Raw genomic sequence first — 21,136 nt, forward strand, 5'->3', positions numbered from 1 at the left:
TATCATTAAAATCAAAGTATAGCCGCTCAGGTGACGTACTCCTGTAACACCTGACTCAGCCACTCCATAAAAACCCGCACGCGACGCGCCACATTGCGCCGGTGCGGATAGAGCAGGTGGATCGGCATCGGTCTGGCGGGAAAGCGATGCAGCACTTCTACCAGCTCGCCTCTTTCCAGTAATGTCTGAATCCCGGCGGCAGGCACCTGAATAATGCCTAACCCCGCCAGACAGGCGGCGCGATAGGTTTCGGTGCTGTTCACGGTGACCACACCGCCGGTGTGAACATAGTGACACTGCCTGCCATCAAAATATTCAAAACCCGGTGAGGCCTGACCCAGTTGCTGGCTGTAATGCACCATCGCATGCTGCGACAGCTCTTCCAGCCGGATCGGCATGCCGAAACGCGAAAGGTAGCCAGGGCTGGCGCAGTTGATCAAGGTATGGGTACCAATTTTTCGCGCAATCAGGCCAGAATCTTTGAGCTCGCCGACGCGGATTACGCAGTCAAACCCTTCCCGGATCACATCCACCTGACGATCGCTGCTGCTCAGCTCAATCTCTACGCCGGGGTAGTGCTGCAAAAATTCCGGCAGCCGTGGCAGGATAAAACTGGTGGCCATGGCCACAGACATATCAATCCGGAGCTTACCGCTGAGCGAGGCAGGCTCGTGCTGGAACAGGCTGTCCATATCGTCAATCATCGACAATAAATCCAGACAGCGATCGTAATAGACCAACCCGTCCTGGGTTAGTTGCACCCGGCGCGTGGTGCGATGCAGCAAACGTGTTGCCATTTGATTCTCCAGCGCCTGTATCTGCCGCGAAACGCTGCCTTTGGGGACACCTAAACTCTCTGCCGCGCGGGTAAAACTGCCCATTTCGGCCACCCGCACAAACACCTGCATTGCGTGAATTTTGTCCATGTTGTTCACCGATTGTTGTTTTTATTGAAACAGTGATGCGCATTTAACACTGTTTATAGATCAATAATTCGCGAATATCCTTAACCTGTGTTCAATTTTTCAACAGGTGCGAGAGATGAATCAGAAAGTGGCGTTAATTACCGGTGCAAACCGCGGTTTAGGCCGTAATGGCGCGTTAAAACTGGCGGCCAGGGGGACAGACATTATCCTGACTTACCGCAGCCATGCCGATGAGGCACAGACGGTGGTGAAGGAGATCGAGGCGCTGGGGCGACGTGCAGTGGCGCTGGCGCTGGACGTCGGCGAAACCGGTCAGTTCGATCGTTTTGTCGGCCAGGTGAAAGAGGCACTGCAACAGCAGTGGCAGCGTGAGCGCTTTGACTATTTAGTGAACAACGCCGGACACGGACACTACAAGCCGTTTACCGACACAACCGAGGCGGAATTTGATGCGCTGGTTAATGTGCATTTCAAAGGGCCTTACTTCCTGACCCAGAAGCTGCTGCCGCTGATCAACGACGGTGGCCGCATCCTGAATATCTCCAGCGGTCTGACCCGGCTGATCTATCCTGGCTCCTCGACCTATGCGTCAATGAAAGGGGCGATGGAGGTACTGACGCGCTATCAGGCGAAGGAGCTGGGCGAACGGCGCATTCGCGTCAATATACTGGCACCTGGCGCGATAGAGACTGACTTTGGCGGTGGCCGGGTGCGCGATACCCCCGAGATTAACCATCAGATTGCCGGGCTGACGGCGCTGGGCCGGGTCGGACTGCCGGATGATATCGGCGACGCCATCAGCGCGATCCTCAGTGACGAAACCGGCTGGATCACCGCTCAGCGTATTGAAGCCTCAGGCGGGCAGGGGATTTAACCGCTGGTGGCGTCGCGGAAAGCACCCCGCGACGTCGCCGTCTTTTACAGCGTAATGGTGCCATCGATGACGGTAACAGTATTACCGCCAATCCAGATGGTCTCACCATTAAAGGTTACGTTCACCCGACCGGCACGCTGCAGGGCAGTACCCTGACGCACGCGATAGGAGGTGGTATGGCCTGCGGCTGCAAAATACCGCGCCAGACAGGCGTTGGCGCTGCCGGTCACCGGATCTTCGGTCAGGCTGCCATTTTCCACCAGCAGGCCACGCACTTCATACTGTTCATGCTCGCCCGAGGGCAAACGGCCAAAAGGCATCACGCCCGAGACACCCGCATGTTTAATCAGGCGCTGCAAATCGCTGACATTGGGCTGCAGCGCCAGCACGGCCTCGGCGCTGACCATTGGCACCAGCAGCCAGCGGATACCCATATCCACCACGGTGGGGCTTTGCGTCAAATCGAACGCATCGCTGTTTAAGGCGTTACCCATCAGCGCATCCTGCCATGGCATCAGGGTGGCAGCAGGCGCGGCAAAGGCCAGTCCGCCCGTCTCATTAATCTTCACCGTCACGTTACCGACGCCGCACTCCTGCACGATTTCGCCCGGCGTACGGGTTGGCCAGCCCGCCTCCAGCAGCGCGTGTGCGGTGCCCAGCGTCGGATGACCGGCAAACGGCAGTTCGCCTTCCACGGTAAAAATACGCACCCGGTAGTCCGCCTCTTCATGTTGTGGCGGCAGCACAAAGGTGGTTTCCGACAGGTTAGTCCAGCGGGCAATCGCCGCCAGCTGGCTGTCGCTCAACCCCTGAGCATCCATAATCACCGCCAGCGGATTGCCATTAAAGGCTGCTGAGGTAAACACATCGACTTGCTTAAACGCGACCTTCATGATGACTCCTTGCGATTGGGTTCAGTGCGGCCTTTTCTCTGCCGGATGATTGCTTATAACAGCTAACAGCGTTATCAATAAGTTAAAGATTTTACCGGAGACTGTGAATGCTAACGATCCTGGGACGCGCCTCCTCAATCAACGTGCGCAAAGTATTATGGCTGTGTGACGAGCTTGACCTTGATTACCAGCGCGAAGAGTGGGGCGATGGATTTCGCTCAACGCACCTGCCCGAATTTATGGCACTTAATCCCAATGCGATGGTGCCGGTACTGAAAGATGATGACTTTGTGATGTGGGAATCCAACGCCATCCTGCGCTATCTGGCGAATGCCTATGGCGGCGAGTGGCTCTATCCTCATCATCCTCAAACGCGTGCGCCTGTCGATCAGTGGATGGACTGGCAGTCCACTGAACTCAACACCTCATGGCGCTACGCATTTATGTCGCTGGTGCGAAATTCACCGGCTCATCAGGATCCACGTCTGCTGGCCGCGGCCAGCAAAGGCTGGGCACACACCATGAGCATTCTCAATCAGCAGCTGGAAAAAACCGGTCGCTACGTTGCCGGACGTAATTTCACGCTGGCAGACATTCCGATTGGTCTGGCGGTGAACCGCTGGTTTGAAACGCCGCTCGAACACCCTGATTATCCGGCGGTACGCACCTATTACGAACGCCTGACTGAACGCCACGGCTATACCGTCTGGGGTCGCAACGGCACACCCTGAGCCTCGCCGCAGGATACTCCCGCCAGTTCACAGGCGATTTCGCCCGCGCGTCTGATCGCCCAGCTATAGCGCGCATCAAACGGATAGCAGCAGGAGAGGCGCAGTGCATGGTTGTAGCGCTCGCTCAGCGAATAGAGCGCGCCGGGCGTGACGCAAATCTGCTCCTGCAGCAGCCGATCAAACATCTCGGTGGTATTTACGCCGCCCGGTAACTCGACCCAGAAGACGAAGCCACCGCGCGGCAGCGTCGCGCGGGTGCCCTCCGGGAAGTAGCGGGCGATCAGCCCCCGCGCCTCATCCAGGTTGGCCGCGTAGCGACGGCGCAGCGTGCGCAGATGGTGGTCATAACCGCCGGAAGCAAGAAACTCCGCCAGCGTTTCAGAGAGCAGGGCGGATTCTGCCATCGACGACACCGCTTTCAGTCGGGCAATCGCATCATGAAAACGGCCAGCGGCGGTCCAGCCAATACGGAAATCGGGCGCCACGGTTTTGGTGAAGCTGGTGCAGTAGATCACCCAGCCGTCGCGATCAAAGGCTTTTACCGCGGGCGAGAGCGGCCAGTCGAACTGTAACTCGTCATACAGCCCATCTTCTATCAGCGGAACGTGGTAAGTATTCACTAACTTCGCCAGCCGCTTCTTGTTCTCCAGCGACATGCCGCAGCCCAGCGGGTTCTGCGCGCTCGGCATCGCAATCAGCGCCTTAATTCGCTGCTCCTGAAGCAGCATCTCCAGCGCATCCAGCGACAGCCCATGCTGCGGATCGGTGGGAATTTCCAGCGCCTTAAGGCCCAGTGAAGCCAGCAGCGGGAAGAGGAAAAAGTAGGTCGGCGACTCCAGTCCGACGCAGTCGCCGGGCTGCGTGACCGCCCGCAGCGCCAGCTGAAGCGCCTCCATGCAGCCGTGAGTAAGAGTGATCTCATCGGCGGTGAGCGTCTGTCCGGCGTGCAGCGCCCGTCGCGCAATCTCCTCCCGTAAGCGCTCACTACCGGGCGGAAGCGCATAGCGCCCAATCATGTTCGGATGACGGCGCAGCAGTGAGGCGGTAATCCGGGCAATACGCGCCGCAGGAAACAGCTCGCTATCCTGGGGACAGGCCAGGGAAATATTGATGTAGTCGGGATGGTTCTGCGCCGCAAATACCTTATCGATCAGGTCGAGCTTGCTGCTGCTGGGGTCGCGTACCCGGGTTTTATGCTGACCATGGCGGGTCACGGCGGGCAACACGCCGCGCACGTAATAGCCCGACTGGGGACGCGCCTCAATCAGCCCGCGATCTTCCAGTAACTGCCAGGCATTCAGTACCGTATTGACGCTGACCTGATGTGACTGGGCGACGCGGCGGATCGCCGGCAGACGTTTGCCGGGTTTCAGCGTGCCCTGATGGATAGCCTCAGCGAAGCTGTCTGCCAGCTGCTGATAGAGCGGCTGATCGGAAGTAGGAGCAAGGGACACAGTAGCCTCCGGATTGGATGGGTACAATTGCTGTTAACGGGAATTGTAACCATAACAATAGTGATTTTGTGTAACTGTTACCATCCCTTTTGCCGCCTTAGCATAGAACTCTGTCTGTTTTCAGGAGAGTCACCATGCTCGATCCCTCTTTCTTCAGTTACGTTACCGTCATGTCGATTACGCCAGGCCCGAACAATCTGCTGCTGGCGACCTCAGGCGTCAATTTCGGCATGCGCCGCACGCTGCCGATGGTGTTTGGCATACTGGTAGGTTGTGCGCTGCAAACGGTGATCGCCGGCGTCGCACTGGAGGTCTTACTGCACTGGATGGCGGCGATTCGCCTGCCGCTGACGCTGGCAGGCTGTGCCTATCTGTTGTGGCTCTCGTGGAAGATTTTCCGTGCGGCAGCACCTGAAGTGCGCAGCAAGCCGCAGCCCATGACGCTGCTGGGCGGAGCCTGTTTCCAGGCGATCAATCCCAAAGCCTGGCTGATGGCGACCAATGTGGCGCTGTTGTACAGCGCCAGCAGCGGCGTGCTGACGGTGATGATCGGCTTTATGCTGCTGAACCTGCCCTGCATTCTGATCTGGGCTGCGCTGGGCGATCGCCTGCGCAGCCATCTGCAGATTGCCTGGAAGCGTCAGTTATTCAACAGCCTGATGGCGCTGTCGCTGGTGGCGACTACCATCTGGATGCTGACCGACGCCTTGCTGGCCGCTTAATCGGGTGCACCAGGTGCTGTGGCCGACGGCCATTTCCAGTTCTGCACCTCCGGCACATCTTCACCGTGTTCTCGCACATAGCGATGATGTTCAGCGATGCGCTCCTGCAGATCGTCCAGCAGCTCAGGATGCGCATCGGCCAGGCCAGGCACGCGAAGAATCGCCTCCTGCGCCAGATGATAGCGGTCAAGCTCGTTCAGCACCGTCATATCAAATGGCGTAGTGGTGGTTCCCTCTTCATTGAAGCCGCGCACATGGAAGTTGCGGTGGTTGGTACGCGAATAGGTCAGGCGATGTATCAGGGTCGGATAACCGTGGAAGGCGAAGATCACCGGTTTATCCTGAGTAAACAGCGCGTCGAATTCCGCATCAGATTTGCCATGCGGATGCTGATCCTGCGGCTGCAGCGCCAGCAGATCGACCACGTTCACCACGCGGATACGCAGTTCGGGCAGCATACCGCGCAGCAGATCCACCGCCGCCATCGTCTCCATGGTCGGCACATCACCGGCACAGGCCATCACCACATCCGGCTCCTCATGCTCTGGGGTGGTGCCCGCCCAGCGCCACTCGCCCATGCCCGCTTCACAATGGGTCACCGCACTCGCCATATCCAGCCACTGCGGCGCAGGCTGCTTGCCCGCCACAATCACATTGATGCGGTCCCAGGTGCGCAGGCAGTGATCGCCAACCCACAGTAGCGTATTGGCATCGGGCGGCAGATAGATGCGCACAATGTCCGCTTTTTTATTGGCAACGTGATCGATAAAGCCCGGATCCTGATGGCTGTAGCCATTGTGATCCTGTCGCCAGACGTGCGAAGAGAGCAGATAGTTCAGCGACGAGATCGGCTTACGCCAGCCCAGTTTACGTGAGACTTTCAGCCACTTGGCGTGCTGGTTAAACATCGAATCGACGATGTGGATAAAAGCTTCATAACAGTTAAACAGCCCGTGGCGGCCGGTCAGCAGATAGCCCTCAAGCCAGCCCTGACACTGATGCTCACTGAGAATTTCCATCACCCGACCATCACGCGCCAGCTGCTCATCGTAAGGCTCTGTTCGTTCCAGCCAGGTACGGCTGGTCACGTCGAAGACCGGCGTCAGGCGGTTAGAGGCGGTTTCATCCGGGCCAAACAGGCGGAAATTATCGCGGTTGCGCTGGAACAGCACGCTGAGATAGCGGCCCAGATGCTCAGTGGCCTGCGCCATCTGTGCGCCTGGCTCGTTGACATCGCAGGCAAACTCCGCGAGTTCAGGCGTATCCAGCTCACGGCGCAACAGGCCGCCATTGGCATAAGGCGAAGACCCCATGCGTTTATCACCTTCCGGTGCCAGCGCCTGCAGTTCCGGCTTTAAGCGCCCCTGTTCATCAAACAGGTCGTCTGGCTGATAACTCCGCATCCACGTCTCAAGGATCTGGCGATGTCCTTCATCTTCGCGACAGGCCGCGACCGGCACCTGATGCGCCCGCCAGAAATCTTCCACTTTCTTGCCGTCGACCGTTTTGGGGCCGGTCCAGCCTTTGGGGCTGCGCAGGATAATCATTGGCCAGCGCGGCACCCCGGTGGTGGCTTTGCCCTGGCGCGCCTCGCGCTGATAAGCGGCGATTTTACTGAAAGCACTATCCAGCGCCTCCGCCATCAGCGGATGCATTTTTTCAGGCTCATGCCCGCAGACGAACAGCGGCTCATAGCCGTAGCCACTGAACAACTGGTGCAAATCTTCATCGCTGCTGCGACCCAGCAGCGTCGGGTTGGCGATTTTGTAGCCATTGAGGTGCAGAATCGGCAGGACCGCGCCGTCACGTTCAGGATTCAGGAATTTAATGTCGTGCCAGCTGGAGGCCAGTGGACCGGTCTCCGCTTCGCCGTCGCCAATCACGCAGGGTACAACCAGTTCGGGATTATCGAAGGCCGCGCCAAACGCATGGGAGAGCGAATAGCCCAGTTCACCGCCTTCATTAATCGAGCCAGGCGTTTCCGGTGCCGCGTGACTGGGAATGCCCCCCGGAAAGGAGAACTGTTTGAACAGACGCTGCATGCCCGCCGCATCCTGCGTGATGTGCGGATAAATCTCGCTGTAGCTGCCCTCAAGCCAGGTATTCGCCACCATGCCGGGGCCGCCATGTCCTGGTCCGCAGATGTAGATCATATCCAGGTTTTGCTTCCGGATAACGCGGTTGAGGTGGGCATAGATAAAATTCAGGCCTGGCGTAGTGCCCCAGTGACCCAGCAGACGCGGTTTAATGTGTTCAGGCCTGAGTGGCTCACGCAACAGCGGGTTATCCATCAGGTAAATTTGTCCGACGGAGAGGTAGTTCGCGGCCCGCCAGTAGCGGTCGAGCAGCGTGAATTCCGGTGAAGCAGGGGAGTAAGACATGCAGTTTCCTCCTGATCGTGCAGCTAAAAGATGCCTTAACCCTAATAGAGAATGCCCGGATCGACCAGGTAACCGGCCAATAAAAAAGGCCCCGCAGTGCGGAGCCTTTTTATCAATGGCGCTGAATTATTTGCCGACGACGAACGCGGTTTCCCGTCCTTCATCGTTTGCTGCCATCGGGGTAACCGGCGAATAGTCGAGCTGCAGAATCCGGCTGGTTTCGGCTAACACTTTCTCTGTCAGCGCTACGTCGCCGTTCAGCTTACGTCCCCAGGATGGGATCACCGCACGGATTTTGTTCTGCCATTCCGGCGAAGCCATCTGCTCAGGACAGACCTTGTGCAGCAGCTCCAGCATGATCGGTGCCGCCGTAGAAGCGCCAGGCGATGCACCCAGCAGTGCTGAAATCGAGCCATCCTGTGAGGCGACCACTTCGGTGCCCAGCCGTAACACGGCGCCCTCTTTCTCATCTTTCTTGATGATCTGCACACGCTGACCGGCAGTCACTAAGCGCCAGTCCTCCTGCTTCGCCTGCGGCACATAGGCGCGCAGGGCGTCCATCCGGTCGCGATCGCTTTGCAGCACCTGATCCATCAGGTATTTCACCAGATCAAAACTTTTCAGCCCCACTTTCACCATCGGCAGCATATTGCTGCTGTTCAGTGAGGTGAACATATCCATCAGCGAACCCTGCTTCAGGAACTTAGTCGAGAAGGTGGCGAACGGGCCAAACAACAGCACCTGCTTGCCATCCAGCACGCGGGTGTCAACGTGCGGCACGGACATCGGCGGCGCACCGACGCTGGCTTTGCCATAGACCTTAGCCATGTGCTGCGCGACGACCTGCGGATTTTCCGTTACCAGGAATGAACCGCCCACCGGGAAACCAGCGTAACCGTTGGCTTCCGGGATGCCAGCCTTCTGCAACAGCGGTAACGCTGCGCCGCCAGCACCGATAAATATTTTACCCGCCGTCAGTGTGCGACGCGTGCCGCTGTTCAGACACTGCAGCGTCACCTGCCAGCGACCGTCGGCGAGCTGCTTCAGCTCACGCACTTCCTGGCGCAGACGTAGCTGGAAATTCGCTCTCTTCTCTAACGAGGCGATCAGCTGACGGGTGATTTCACCGAAGTTCACGTCGGTGCCCATCTCCGTCCAGGTCGCGGCTACTTTCTGGCTGCGGTCACGGCCATTCATCACCAGCGGGATCCAGCGGGCAATCTGCTGCGGATCTTCGGAGTAGGCCATGCCACGGAACAGGGTGCTTTTCTGCAGCGCCTTAAAGCGCTTGCGCAGGAAGTCGACATTGTCGTCACCCCAGACAAAGCTCATGTGCGGCGTGCTGTGAATAAAGCTTTTAGGGTTGCGCAGGTTGCCTTTCTGGACCTGATAAGCCCAGAACTGGCGGGAAATCTGGAACGATTCGTTGATCGTCACCGCTTTAGAGATGTCGATGCTGCCATCCGCCTGCTGAGGCGTATAGTTCAGCTCTGCCAGCGCCGCATGACCGGTGCCCGCGTTATTCCAGCCGTTTGACGACTCTTCGGCCACGCTATCCAGCCGCTCCACCATTTCGATGGACCAGTCCGGCTCTAAATCCTGCAGCCACGCGCCAAGGGTGGCGCTCATCACACCTGCGCCAATCAGCAGCACGTCAACGTCTTTGCGCTCCTGCGCGGTAGTAGTTGTGTCCTTTGCCATGGCACTCATCGCGAGCGCAAGGTTTACAGCTGAATTGCACATGAGGCGACATCTCCTCTTCTGTTGACCTGAAGCCCAACAGTTTTGCAGGCGAAATAGTCACGCTTCTTACGAGCGCGTTGCGCTATTTCTCAAAGGTTAAGTCTCAGGTATAGGGTTAAAGCGGTAATAACGCGTTAACTGCACGTTATGCTTTGTCATCTGAATATAACATTCTCGCATCTGAATTAAACATTTGTTTATTTTTTAAATGCAGAAATGATTCAGCATAAGAATTAATCATCAGGGCCAGCAGCGTATTAGGGGTTTTTTAGTTTGAAGTCAGTGGGTTAACGGAAATGACATGTTGCTGAAAAGCCCCATGCTGGTGCAACGACGGAATGGATATGAACCGTGCGGAATTATTTAATCCGCTGAAATTTAGCGATTTATTATGCAGTAAGGAATAACGGGAATCGGGAGCAGAGCGCCTGAAAGGCCGCTTGTGTAAAAATAATGTTACATTTTTGTGAGTCCGAAAATGCGTGCACACCGGCGCACGCATCGGATTCACTTATGACAGACTGGCGCTGGCGGGCAACTTTTTCAGACTTATCGCCATGCGGTTGTAGGTGTTCATCAGACCAATCGCGATGTTCAGATCGACAATCTCTTTTTCACTGAAGTGCGCTTTCAGTGCGGTATAGCGGTCGTCTGGCGCACCCTGCTGAGCAATAAGGGTCAGGCATTCAGCCCAGTGCAGGGCAGCCTTCTCTTTATCACTGAACAGCGTACCGGATTCCTGCCAGACCGAGGTCAGCACGATCTTATCCCAGCCCATGCCCGCTTTATTCAGTGCTTTGGTATGTAAATCAATGCAGTAGGCACAGCCATTAATCTGCGATATGCGCAGGAACAGCAGTTCCAGTAAAGTGAGCGGCAGATCGGTTTGTGCCAGATAACTGTATACGCCGCCCAGCGCTTTCATGCCTGCCGGTGCTGCACTGTGAAAATCGATACGTTCGCTCATCTTATTGCCTCATTCAGGGTTGATAAGGCGATTTTCAGCCTTTCAATGGAGCAGATAAAGTGCCAAAAAATGAGAGTCTGACTGGTCCATCGCCGCTTTCCACGCTGACACTGCAGCGCGGCGCGTCACGTGGCCTCAGTGAACAACTGCGCCAGTTGATTGAACAGGCGATTGGTGAAGGACGTTTACAACCTGGCGCACGTCTGCCTTCCTGCCGCGATCTGGCCGCTCAGCTCGGCGTGGCGCGTGGCACCGTTCGCGCCAGTTATGACATGCTGGTTGATGGTCAGTTTCTGCAGGCCAGAGGCGCAGCGGGTACCTTCGTCAGCCCATTACCGCCGTTAAAACCGGTCAATGCCGAGGCTGAACGCCAGCTGCTGGAGGGTGCAGAGGAGTATGAAGCGCCACCGCTGACCTTCCAGATGGGCATTCCTGCCAGCGATGCATTCCCGGCCAAAGTCTGGCTGCGCATTCTGCAGCATCAGACGCGCATGCAGGTCAGCAGACCGGCCAGCTATCCCGATCCCCGCGGCAGCTTAGCGTTGCGGCAGGCGCTGGTGGCCTACCTGGCGGTGGCACGCGGCCTGCGCTGTCAGGCGGACCAGATCATTATTACCAGCGGCTATGCTGGCGCAATGGGACTGATTGGGCTGGCGATGAATTTTCAGGGTAAAACAGCATGGCTGGAAGATCCCGGATTCTGGGTGGCGCGTCGCGCGGTTGAAGCGCTGCGCGTCACGCCGGTTGCCGTGCCGGTTGATGCCGAAGGGTTGCAGGTTGAGGCCGGGATTGCCCGCGCGCCGGATGCCGCTTTTGCGCTGGTCACGCCGGGACAGCAGGCGCCGCTTGGTATGACGATGAGCCTGGCACGCCGGCATGCCCTGCTTAACTGGGCCAGCCGCGCGCAGCGCTGGATTATCGAAGATGACTATCTCGGCGAGCTTCAGCCCGGCAATCGCGCCGCGCCGGCACTGGCCGCGCTCGACAGCCAGGGGCGGGTGTTGCACATCGGCACGTTCAGCAAGACGCTAACGCCGCAACTGCGGCTCGGTTTTATGGTGGTGCCACCCGCGCTGACGGCCCGGTTCGGCGAGGTCTGCGCGTTGCTTTCGCCTGCCTCCTCCGGATTGCTGCATAATGCGGTGGCGGAATTTCTGCGGGATGGCCACTTTATGCGGCATCTGCGGCGCATGAAGCGCGTCTATCATGAGCGGCTGGAGCAGATGATCGCGGCGCTGCATCCTCACTTTCCTGACCTGCAACGCGCCGGGCTGGCGGTGATTGTCCGTTTACCCGCCGGTTCACCGGATCAGGTGATTGCGCAGCAGGCGGTGGAGTGGGGCATGGCACCGTCGCCGCTGTCGATCTGGTATCAGCAGGCGGATCAGCGCGGTGCGGGCCTGTTACTGGGGACGGCCCATCTGCCACGTGAAGGTTATGCGCGCAGTGCCGAACGGCTAAAGGCGCTGGTCGATGCGCAGGCGGTCAGCCCCTGAACCAGCGACGCCAGACAAAACGGATAACAAAAAACTCCAGTGCGCCCAGCAGCAAAAACCAGACGCAAAACACCACCGTGTAGAGCTGATTCAGGTCCTGCAAATGGAACATCTGCAACAGATGCTGCGCCACCGTCACGCTAAAGGCGGGCGCGGGCAGCAGCAGCGCCGAGAGAAAGCCCAGCAGTAAAATGCCACCAGGCACGATCAACGTTTCAAAAGGGTTATTCATAACCGGTATCCCATATTTATCAGCCCGGCATTTTCCGGTAAACGGCGACACGGTTCAATGGTGGCGCGCTGCTTCGTGCGCATCCGGCATGCTACATGGCCAGAGAAATGGTCAGAAAACGCTTTGCTACCATCGACTTAGCGCGATTCATAGCGGATGATAAGAGTTATAGCCTTTGCTATACTTAAATCCCTGATTTTACTGTCTTTTTATCTTTGGGTTTGCATGGTAGACTGCGCCCACTTTTTCATAACTGAACACTTTGTGTGGTGAATTCAGCGTGAATTGCCGCTTTTTCGCCCCAGGTGAATAAATCATGACCTTTATTGCCACTTTAATTCTTGCGCTGGGCATGTCGATGGACGCGTTTGCTGCTGCTCTGGGCAAAGGTGCCACGTTGCATCGTCCCGGTTTTAAAGAAGCGCTGCGTACCGGTCTGATTTTCGGCTCAATTGAAGCGCTGACGCCGCTGATTGGCTGGGCGCTTGGCCTGGCCGCCAGCCGTTACATCATGGCGTGGGATCACTGGGTCGCCTTCATCCTGCTGGCGTTTCTGGGTGGCCGTATGATGATGGAAGGCTTCCGTCAGACTGCCGTCGCAGAACCCTGTGAAGCCCCGCAAAGCCATGGCTTTATGGTACTGGCGACCACCGCGGTAGCGACCAGCCTGGATGCGCTGGCTGTTGGTGTGGGTCTGGCTTTCCTGCAGGTGAATATCATTACTACCGCGCTGACCATTGGTGCAGCCACTACGGTGATGGCGACGACTGGCGTATTAGTCGGGCGCTTTATCGGTCCGGTCCTGGGCAAATGGGCTGAAGTGCTGGGTGGAGTCGTGCTGATTGCCGTCGGCTCCACCATTCTGTTGCAGCATCTCGGCTACACCGCGTAGGGCTTTTGCACATAAAACCGTCATTTTTGTGATCTGGTTCAAATTTATTTGCTGTTAAAACGCTCAGGAGCTATACTTTTTCGGTATATGTTCAACTAAATTTGAATCAGGTGTTCCATGAAACGTATTTTTAAACACGTGTTCCGCGCTTACGTTGAGACGTTCAAACACGTACCGCCGGGTGCCATGTACTAAGCACCCCGCAAGAAACCCTCGATAATCGCGGTCAGGGATCGACCTGTGATTATCACCTTTTCTGCTTTTTCTGCCTTTGCTTCTGCTGATTTAAACCCGCGTTTTTGCACTTCGGGTGCATCCTGTTTGTTGCTACTCCTCTCCTTCTGATTTCCCGTTATGCGCCACTTTGTGCCAGAAACGGACGTTGCTGTAGCGATCCAATCTGCCCGGGAGATTTCCGGATGCCAGACAAAATGGCGGCATACCTTAAACAGGAAACATGCACTTTTAATGGGTCACGGGATTGCCTGTGCCGAAGCTAAGATTCACGGTTAACCCTGATGATTCTTCCTGAATATTTCAGTAAACCATTCGATAAAGACCCGGACCTTAGGCGGAAGATAGCGTCGGTCAGGGTAGAGTATTGAAACCGGTTTCGTCACAGTCGCATAACCCGATAATACTTCCTTCAGCTGGCCTGTTTCGAGACAGGGCTTTAATGCCGTATATAATGCGTGAAGCATGCCGAGGCCCGCCACGCCACAGGAAAGAAGGACGTCAGAATTGTTAACTCGTACGCTGCTTCCCGGATGCCGTGAAACAATTTCGCCGTTCATGACAAATTTCCATTCCTGGATGTCCCGACTGTGTTCATTAAAAAAATAAATGGCTTTATGATCTTTAAGGTCATCAGGTGTTAAAGGAGTGCCATATTTATCCAGATAAGAGGGGGCTGCACAGGTGACCATCTGCAGGCTGCCCATTCTGCGCGAAATAAAATTCGAATCAGCAAGCTCACCGAGACGAATAACACAGTCCACACCCTCTGTAATTAAATGGGTCAGGCGATCTGAAGCGGTTAAGACTATTTCAATTTCAGGATATAAAGCCTGAAACTCGCTTAATTGTGGGATCAGGATACTGTGCGCCAGCGCCAGTGGAACATCAATGCGCAGCTGCCCACGAGGTCGCTGATTTGAAGAGTAAGAAGCCATTATATCGCTGGCATCACTCAGCAGCGTTTTAGCCCGCTGGTAAATTTCCTCCCCTTCAACGGTCACACTCAGACTGCGCGTGGTGCGATGCAATAGCTTAACGCCAAGCTTGTCTTCCAGTTGTTGTACGGACTTACTGACCGCAGGGCGATGCAGCTGCAAGGCGTCAGCGGCCCGGGTGAAACTACGGAATTCAACGACGTGAACAAAAATATCCATCAATTCCAGCATGTTCGAGCGCATCATTTAACTCCGCAAAAAATATTCCTGCCGAAATAGTGTATTGCGGATTATATCTCATTCCGATTGTTTCTCCTGCAGTAACACTGAAGTCCTTTTACGTGGCTTTTTACGCCTGCCTGCTTTTTTTATCATCGTCCTATTCGATGCATACACATGGGAAATGACAAAATGAAAGCATGGTTACTGAAAGATTTTGGCCTTGAAAACTTAAAGCTTGAAGAGGTGGAAACGCCTGTACCGGGTCCGGGTGAACTTCTGGTTAAAGTTGGTGCGGTGTCTCTGAACTTCAGGGATAAGGCAATAGTAGAGGGCTTCTATGAGCCTCATCTGGTTCCAAAGCCACTGATTCCTGTCTCGGATGCCACGGGCACCGTTGTTGCCACGGGACAGGGTGTATCCCGTTTTAGCACGGGTGATCGCGTTAACTCGCATCTCTATTCACGCTGGTTAGAGGGTGAACCTGCAGCCGATGAGCCAGCATGGTGTATTGGAATGCCGTTACCCGGCGGGCTGGCTGAGTACATGATCATTCATGAGGACAGCGCAGTTAAAGCGCCTGACAGCATGACAGATGAAGAAGCCTCTACACTTCCCATCGCTGCGCTTACGGCATGGTACTCGCTAATGGATATCGGCAATCTGCAGCCCGGTCAGACCGTGCTCGTACAGGGAACCGGTGGCGTATCGGTCTTCGCTGCTCAGATAGCGCATGCCTATGGTGCACGTGTCATTGCCACCTCCAGTAACGATGCAAACCTTGAGCGCATTAAATCACTGGGAGCAGATGAAGGGATTAACTATAAAAAATACCCTGAGTGGGAAAGAAAAGTGCTTGAAATGACTGATGGTAAAGGCGCTGACGTAACGATAGATGTCGCCGGGGGCAATGGCATCAATCAGTCAATTGCTGCGACAAAAGTTGCCGGTACGATTGCTCAGGTAGGATTTCTTACCGGCCAGACAGCACAACTTGATTTGATGCCGTTAATTTTCCGTCAGACAACAATCCGGGGCATTGCGGTTGCACCACGCTCCTCATTTGATCGGATGAATCCGTTCCTCAATAAACATAATATCAAACCCGTCATTGAACAGGTTTACAGCTTTAATGAGGCGGTTGAAGCCTTCCGGCACCTCTCCCGTGGTGCATTTGGCAAAATCGTCATCAGAATTAGTGACTGATAACGACTTTTTATTCCTCAATTCTGGCAGTTTTTACTGACTGCCAGATACTTTTTAATCCCACTCTCACCGCGTTAAACCCCTTCTCAAAGCGTGCTTATATTCCTTCTGCACATCGTCAAAAGGGCCGCTTTCTGTATAACCGCGACCGGCAGCGGTGAATTACTTTTGCGGGTGGATAAACCGAAAAGTACGGACAATTTTCGCCCGGCAAAAACGCTCCTGTCTTAAATCGCATCGGCCACAAATTCAATAAATGTCCGTACTTTCGAATTGAGTGCCGAACGTTCGGTGACACAGGCATAGATATTCATCGGCAGGGACTCAATGGTGCTCTCGCCACTGTGACCTGACCAGGACAAAGGCCTTAGCAGACCGCTGTCTATCAGTGGCTGAGCAACAAAACTTGCCAGACGGGCAATGCCGCCGCCGTTTACGGCTATTCTGGCGATGATATCAATATCATCGCTGATAAAACTGGGGTTAAGTTTTGCATTAACAGGCTGTCCGTTGACCATAAACGTCCATGGCAGAAACCGTCTGTCGGTGGGATAGCGGAAAACCAGGCAGGCGTGCTGGCTAAGTTCTCCAGGCGTCTGAGGCGTACCAGCGCGATCAAGGTAAGCGGGAGCCGCACAGAATATAAAGGGTAACGATGCAATTTTTCTGGCGATTAGTTGATCATTCAGCTGTGCTTCGATGCGGATACTGACATCGACGCCTTCCAGGCGATGATCGACGTTGCGATCGGTACTGATCAGTTCAATATCTATATCGGGGAAAGACGCTTTGAAAGCGGGCATAAGGGGAGCCAGAACGTACCGACCAAACGCGGCTGTCGTAGCGATACAAAGTGGCCCCTGTGGTTTGGTTTCATTCGCAGCAGCCTGAGAGGCGAGTTCGATATCATGTGGGATGTGACGGACTTTCTCGAAATAGCGTTTACCGTTTTCCGTTAAGGTCATGCTGCGGGTGGTGCGCGATAGCAGTCGCACGCCCAGATGCGCTTCAAGACGGGAAAGACTCTGGCTGACTGCTGCCGGACTCATACCTTTAGCGCGTGCCGCCGCTGCAATACTGCCGTTTTCCACCACGCGAATAAAAGTGCTAATCAGCCCTAAAATGTCCATCGTATCCTCAACCGTTAATTCGTCACTTTTACTTAATAATGATTAAAGCATAACCGCTCTACAACCCCCCGCATAAGCTTGTTAAGTTAGCCACAGTCTTATCTACTTTTGTTAAACAGGATATTCAGATGACTGATGCTGCAACAAAAAAAACCTTACGAACCCGCTTGCCGGTGCGCACGACACCTTACATATTTGCGCTTTATATGGCGATCATCATGGCGTTCCTGATGAGTCTGGTCATCACGTTAGCCGAATTCGGAATGGGGCCTCATTACATGACAAATGTGATGAATGCTTACCGGGTCGCCATGCCAGCGGCTTTCTTTTGCATACTGGTTGTCCGTCCTGTTGTTATCCGGCTCGTGGGATTGACCGTTCACGGTCACTGAGACAGTCAGCATGCCCAAATTGGGCGTTTAGCCCGCTTCTCGCTCATCGCGGCAGGCTGCTTCTGCACCAGAATGGAGGCGGGTGGCAAATCTCCAGCATTTCAGATGCAGGGTGAGGGTGGGCAGGTCGTCCGGATACTGACCGATATCAGGATGAAAGATACCGAAAGCCGGGCGTACGATATGCAGCAGGTAAAGCTCACAGATGAAGAGGGCGATGACAGCGCTTCGCTGGCCATGCGGAAATTTTTACGCAATGTGACCTTACTGGCTCTGTTTATTGTTAAGCATCAAGGTTAAATCGGCACCGTCATTATGACAGGATTAGCCTGCTCCTCTTCGCACACAGCGGAGCCTGAAGCACTTCCTGAGCAGTCAAAATAAAACAGCCATTCAGCCATCTGAGCGTTTAAATGGTTAAAATAAATAAACATATACATTGCTAAATTATTATCGCTATGTCTTAATGCGTCATCGGTTTGGAACACAGACCTTATGAAAGCAGTTTTAGTAAAGTAGTCCTCAGTTCAAGTGTTATCCACAGATATCCTTCTTCGAGAGCCTCCTCCTAAGTGCCCAATAAGTAAATCTCTAACTACAGGCCATCTTCGCCGCTCTTAGTGGCTAATCGATTAAGGAAATATCTATGTCTAACAAAATGACTGGTTTAGTAAAATGGTTTAACTCAGATAAAGGTTTTGGCTTTATCACTCCCGATGATGGCAGCAAAGATGTATTCGTGCATTTCTCTGCTATCCAGGGTGATAACTACAAAACGCTTGATGAAGGTCAGAAAGTCTCCTTCACCATTGAAAATGGCGCCAAAGGCCCTGCAGCTGGCAACGTCACAGCGCAGTAAGCCGCGCTCATTATCAGCGATGCTTACAATAGCGATGAAGACATAAGTCTGAGCAGATAAGCTCTGCTGATAATAAAAGAAACCCGCCCAGTGCGGGTTTTTTATTGCCTGAAATTCGTATTATCTCTGGTCCGTTGACCTGCTCCACGTTTATCAGGCTACCCCGATGTTAATCCTCTCTTCATAAGCCCTGCCCGTGATGAAATGTTACGTTAAGCCATCGGGCAAAAGCCATAACGCGCCTTTTGAAATCAGCGATGCTCCCCTGAGGTGTATTACTGATTGCCAGCAAGTCATCCCTTTCTTTTGCTAACGCTGGATATCGGGCATTGAATGTAAAGCGATACTCCTCGGGTGTTTCAGTCACTGCCTTCCCGCTTACACCAGACACATCCCCCGCCAGAGTTCATCACCCGCAATGCCAGCGTCTTCTTAGGCGAAACCCCATACTTTTTCACACCATCGCGCGGATAACCCGCCTGCTGCCTGATCCCGACCTACACTGAATTATTCTCCCCAAACCAGGAGCAGCGGATGATCCAGAAGCATCGACGAAAACAGGCAGCGATTGTGGCAGGTGTTGGATTGGGTGTGGCGGCCACGTTATGGGGTATGAAACGCTGGCGGCAACTTAAGGAGACGCCGCCGGTGTCGCCGAACAGTCATCACGCCGGTCTGGCCGGTTATTATCAGCAGATTGGTGACTGGCGCATGTTTACCCGCGTTACGCCCAATGAGGCTCAGGGACTGCCTGTCGTGTTAATCCACGGTCTGGTGATGTCGGGCCGGGCGATGGAGCCACTGGCGCTGGCGCTGGGGCGCGACTATCACGTGCTGGTGCCGGATCTGCCCGGTTTTGGCGCCAGCACACTGCCCCCTTCTTCGCCGATCATGTCGGTGGATCAGCTGGCGGATGCGCTGTGGCTGTGGTTACAGCATAACGGTTTCCAGCGCGCTATCTGGGTCGGCAATTCGTTTGGCTGCCAGATTCTGGCCGCGCTGGCGGTGAAACATCCACAGGCTGTGGCGGGACTGGTGCTGCAGGGGCCGACGGTCGATCGTCATGCCCGCAGTCTGCCGCGTCAGCTCTGGCGCAACTGGCGCAATACCCAACTGGAGGCGCATCGCTCGCCGGGTTCGCTGGCTCGAATTGATTATGCCAAAGCGGGTCTGTGGCGCGCATTTGGCACGCTGCGCGTGATGATGCGCGACCACATTGAGCATCGCCTTACTTATATTAATGCGCCCACGCTGCTGCTGCGGGGCTCGCGCGATCCCGTCTGTCCGGCCCGCTGGCTGGATGAACTCGCCGCCCTGATGCCGCGCAGTGAACGACTGACATTACGCGACGGGACGCACACTTTGCACTACGTCTACCCGTGGAGTTTCTGTCACGCCATCCGCCCGTTCCTGGCACGTATCCAGCAGGAGGATCAACATGAGTAAACCGCCCAAGGGCATCGCCCGTTTTGACTCTGCCGCCGCCATGCTGCTGGCGCTGGCGAATGCGCTACACGATCGCCCCTTTGCCAGCCCCAGCCAGTCACCGACGCTGGACCGACTGCTGCCGTCGCTTAACCGGCTGCCGACCGGACTGCGCGAGTGGGGCTATGCGCTGGGCGGCATGGCAGAAGGCATCAGCCTGCGTCAGGCGGGTGAGCTGGATGTGGAAGGGATCGCCGAATGGATGGTGAGCGAATACCCGCAGCAGGATTATCCGGCGGCCTTTATCGGCTCGTCGAACGGTGCACTGGTGCATCTGGCGTCGGCGATGAGTGTGCCCTGGCTGCCGCAAACCTTTCTCTGTCCGGTACGCGCGGCCAATAGCGATCCCGATGATGTACAGGCGAGTTTTGAGCAGGGTAAAGAGGTGGCGGCGGCACTGCTGGCCGCCTGGCCGCGTCTTGCGGTTCACCATATGCATGACCCGAATCAGGATCGGCTGATGCTCGATCAGATGCGCTACTTCCGGCTAAAACTGCGCGAGCTGCCGCTGGCCTTCAACGAATTCCTGATGGGAAGTCTGCCCGCCGGATCAACGCTGTTTATCAATCATTGTACCCGACAGTGGCCGGTAACCCGCACCAGCGATCGCTCGTTTTTCCAGTTTGGTGCGCTCGGCGGCGCAACCGAAAAAGAGTACTTACAGGGCGGCCCGCGGGTGGCGGAATATCTGGCACGCTATGGCATCGATCGCGAGCGCTGGACGCCGCCGGCCATTACTGACCACGTGCCGGAAGCGGAGTGGGGGCTGGATGGCTATCTGATCCCGCCGCTGAAAAAGCTGGCGGCGGCGCAGAACTGGAAGCTGATGGAGATTCGTTACGAGGATCCGGAAGCGATGAGTTATGTGGTGGCTGAGATCTACCGCGACTGGTATCTGGCGGCGGGAATTTTACCGACCCGGCTGACGGTGGACAGCTTCCTGCTGATGGACCCGTGGTGCAGCATGCATCAGCACGCCATCCCGTTCTGGCTGGTCTTTTGCACCGAGCCTTCGGCCGCGGCCCTGCAACGCTTCCTGGAAAAACAGCCGCCGTTCCGCAACATCGACATGATGCTCTTTTCTCACGGCACCGACAGCATCGGGCTGGCGGAGATTGACCGCTGGCGGGCGCTGCTCTCCCATGCACGTGATGAAGGCGTATTGATTGGCGTGGATGAGGAACGTTTCCCGCGTGATTTCGCGACGTTTGCCCGCTTCGACTCGGCATTGCGTGAACGGGCACCGCTGTTGCCACCACCACCCGCGCTGAGCGCGGAGAAGGTGATGACGGGTATTCAGCGTTATGGTGCAAAACATGGGGTCACCCTGACGGCGCTGACGTAGCAGTCGCGCCGTCAGTC

General features: G+C 55.6%; 21 protein-coding genes. 12 read left to right on the forward strand and 9 right to left on the reverse strand.

Going from position 1 to position 21,136, the window contains the following annotated elements; all coding sequences use genetic code 11:
• Positions 1-26: 26 nt before the first annotated feature.
• Positions 27-926 carry a LysR family transcriptional regulator gene (locus HFD87_RS08900; protein ID WP_010253546.1) on the reverse strand — a complete coding sequence of 300 codons (900 nt, stop codon included), beginning with the start codon at positions 924-926 and terminating at the stop codon, positions 27-29.
• 115 nt (positions 927-1,041) lie between these two features.
• Here HFD87_RS08900 and HFD87_RS08905 point away from each other — a divergent pair, with 115 nt between their 5' ends.
• Positions 1,042-1,800, forward strand: a complete 759-nt coding sequence (locus HFD87_RS08905; protein WP_010671464.1) for an SDR family NAD(P)-dependent oxidoreductase — start codon at positions 1,042-1,044, stop codon at positions 1,798-1,800.
• Between the two features lie 44 nt (positions 1,801-1,844).
• Here the strand turns inward: HFD87_RS08905 and HFD87_RS08910 are convergent, their stop codons facing one another.
• Complete coding sequence (locus HFD87_RS08910) at positions 1,845-2,693, reverse strand: PhzF family phenazine biosynthesis protein (protein ID WP_010253539.1); 849 nt, start codon at positions 2,691-2,693, stop codon at positions 1,845-1,847.
• A gap of 107 nt (positions 2,694-2,800) precedes the next feature.
• Between HFD87_RS08910 and HFD87_RS08915 the strand changes: the two genes are divergently transcribed.
• Entirely contained in the window at positions 2,801-3,424 is a 624-nt protein-coding gene (locus tag HFD87_RS08915) for a glutathione S-transferase family protein (protein ID WP_010253536.1), read from the forward strand.
• Here HFD87_RS08915 and HFD87_RS08920 read toward each other — a convergent pair.
• Positions 3,391-4,878 (reverse strand): PLP-dependent aminotransferase family protein, encoded by a 1,488-nt coding sequence (locus HFD87_RS08920; RefSeq protein WP_022623956.1) that lies wholly within the window; start codon positions 4,876-4,878, stop codon positions 3,391-3,393. The genes HFD87_RS08915 and HFD87_RS08920 overlap by 34 nt on opposite strands.
• A gap of 134 nt (positions 4,879-5,012) precedes the next feature.
• Between HFD87_RS08920 and HFD87_RS08925 the strand changes: the two genes are divergently transcribed.
• Complete coding sequence (locus tag HFD87_RS08925; protein WP_031593770.1) at positions 5,013-5,600, forward strand: LysE family translocator; 588 nt, start codon at positions 5,013-5,015, stop codon at positions 5,598-5,600.
• Here the strand turns inward: HFD87_RS08925 and HFD87_RS08930 are convergent.
• The 3 genes from HFD87_RS08930 to HFD87_RS08940 all read right to left on the reverse strand — a co-directional run bounded on the left by HFD87_RS08930 (position 5,597) and on the right by HFD87_RS08940 (position 10,691).
• Complete coding sequence (locus tag HFD87_RS08930; RefSeq protein WP_167423271.1) at positions 5,597-7,981, reverse strand: phosphoketolase; 2,385 nt, start codon at positions 7,979-7,981, stop codon at positions 5,597-5,599. The two genes, HFD87_RS08925 and HFD87_RS08930, sit on opposite strands and share 4 nt — an antisense overlap.
• Before the next feature lie 126 nt (positions 7,982-8,107).
• On the reverse strand, positions 8,108-9,724 hold the full coding sequence (gene mqo, locus HFD87_RS08935; protein ID WP_167423272.1) for a malate dehydrogenase (quinone): 1,617 nt from the start codon (positions 9,722-9,724) through the stop codon (positions 8,108-8,110).
• Between the two features lie 511 nt (positions 9,725-10,235).
• The gene (locus HFD87_RS08940; protein ID WP_039389685.1) at positions 10,236-10,691 is read right to left on the reverse strand and encodes a carboxymuconolactone decarboxylase family protein; all 456 of its coding nucleotides are present in this window, start codon (positions 10,689-10,691) and stop codon (positions 10,236-10,238) included.
• 59 nt (positions 10,692-10,750) lie between these two features.
• On the opposite strand from HFD87_RS08940, the gene HFD87_RS08945 reads away from it, so the two are divergent.
• Positions 10,751-12,187 (forward strand): PLP-dependent aminotransferase family protein, encoded by a 1,437-nt coding sequence (locus HFD87_RS08945; protein WP_167423273.1) that lies wholly within the window; start codon positions 10,751-10,753, stop codon positions 12,185-12,187.
• Here the strand turns inward: HFD87_RS08945 and HFD87_RS08950 are convergent.
• The gene (locus tag HFD87_RS08950) at positions 12,177-12,419 is read right to left on the reverse strand and encodes a DUF1158 domain-containing protein (RefSeq protein WP_010253517.1); all 243 of its coding nucleotides are present in this window, start codon (positions 12,417-12,419) and stop codon (positions 12,177-12,179) included. The genes HFD87_RS08945 and HFD87_RS08950 overlap by 11 nt on opposite strands.
• A gap of 316 nt (positions 12,420-12,735) precedes the next feature.
• Between HFD87_RS08950 and mntP the strand changes: the two genes are divergently transcribed.
• Complete coding sequence (gene mntP / locus HFD87_RS08955) at positions 12,736-13,311, forward strand: manganese efflux pump MntP (protein ID WP_031593031.1); 576 nt, start codon at positions 12,736-12,738, stop codon at positions 13,309-13,311.
• Positions 13,312-13,428: 117 nt separating this feature from the next.
• On the forward strand, positions 13,429-13,506 hold the full coding sequence (azuC, locus tag HFD87_RS23145; RefSeq protein WP_111534772.1) for a stress response protein AzuC: 78 nt from the start codon (positions 13,429-13,431) through the stop codon (positions 13,504-13,506).
• Positions 13,507-13,820: 314 nt separating this feature from the next.
• Here the strand turns inward: azuC and HFD87_RS08965 are convergent, their stop codons facing one another.
• Complete coding sequence (locus tag HFD87_RS08965) at positions 13,821-14,726, reverse strand: LysR family transcriptional regulator (protein ID WP_031292101.1); 906 nt, start codon at positions 14,724-14,726, stop codon at positions 13,821-13,823.
• A gap of 168 nt (positions 14,727-14,894) precedes the next feature.
• Between HFD87_RS08965 and HFD87_RS08970 the strand changes: the two genes are divergently transcribed.
• A complete protein-coding gene (locus HFD87_RS08970; protein ID WP_033759154.1) occupies positions 14,895-15,908 on the forward strand; it encodes an NAD(P)-dependent alcohol dehydrogenase in 1,014 nt (337 codons plus the stop codon).
• 227 nt (positions 15,909-16,135) lie between these two features.
• On the opposite strand, the gene HFD87_RS08975 is transcribed toward HFD87_RS08970, so the two are convergent.
• Positions 16,136-17,038, reverse strand: a complete 903-nt coding sequence (locus HFD87_RS08975) for a LysR family transcriptional regulator (RefSeq protein ID WP_022623963.1) — start codon at positions 17,036-17,038, stop codon at positions 16,136-16,138.
• 128 nt (positions 17,039-17,166) lie between these two features.
• Between HFD87_RS08975 and HFD87_RS08980 the strand changes: the two genes are divergently transcribed.
• The 5 genes from HFD87_RS08980 (at position 17,167) to HFD87_RS09000 (ending at position 21,119) form a co-directional block, all read left to right on the forward strand.
• The gene (locus HFD87_RS08980; RefSeq protein WP_010253502.1) at positions 17,167-17,430 is read left to right on the forward strand and encodes a DUF2798 domain-containing protein; all 264 of its coding nucleotides are present in this window, start codon (positions 17,167-17,169) and stop codon (positions 17,428-17,430) included.
• Between the two features lie 153 nt (positions 17,431-17,583).
• Positions 17,584-17,730 carry a hypothetical protein gene (locus HFD87_RS08985; RefSeq protein ID WP_167423274.1) on the forward strand — a complete coding sequence of 49 codons (147 nt, stop codon included), beginning with the start codon at positions 17,584-17,586 and terminating at the stop codon, positions 17,728-17,730.
• Between the two features lie 346 nt (positions 17,731-18,076).
• A complete protein-coding gene (gene cspA, locus HFD87_RS08990) occupies positions 18,077-18,289 on the forward strand; it encodes an RNA chaperone/antiterminator CspA (RefSeq protein WP_010671477.1) in 213 nt (70 codons plus the stop codon).
• A gap of 534 nt (positions 18,290-18,823) precedes the next feature.
• Complete coding sequence (locus tag HFD87_RS08995; RefSeq protein WP_167423275.1) at positions 18,824-19,735, forward strand: alpha/beta fold hydrolase; 912 nt, start codon at positions 18,824-18,826, stop codon at positions 19,733-19,735.
• On the forward strand, positions 19,728-21,119 hold the full coding sequence (locus HFD87_RS09000; protein ID WP_167423276.1) for a hypothetical protein: 1,392 nt from the start codon (positions 19,728-19,730) through the stop codon (positions 21,117-21,119). Before HFD87_RS08995 ends, HFD87_RS09000 begins: the two co-directional genes overlap by 8 nt.
• Positions 21,120-21,136 lie beyond the last annotated feature (17 nt).

The sequence above is a fragment of the Pantoea sp. EKM21T genome (genome assembly GCF_011800405.1).
Lineage (GTDB): Bacteria > Pseudomonadota > Gammaproteobacteria > Enterobacterales > Enterobacteriaceae > Pantoea > Pantoea agglomerans.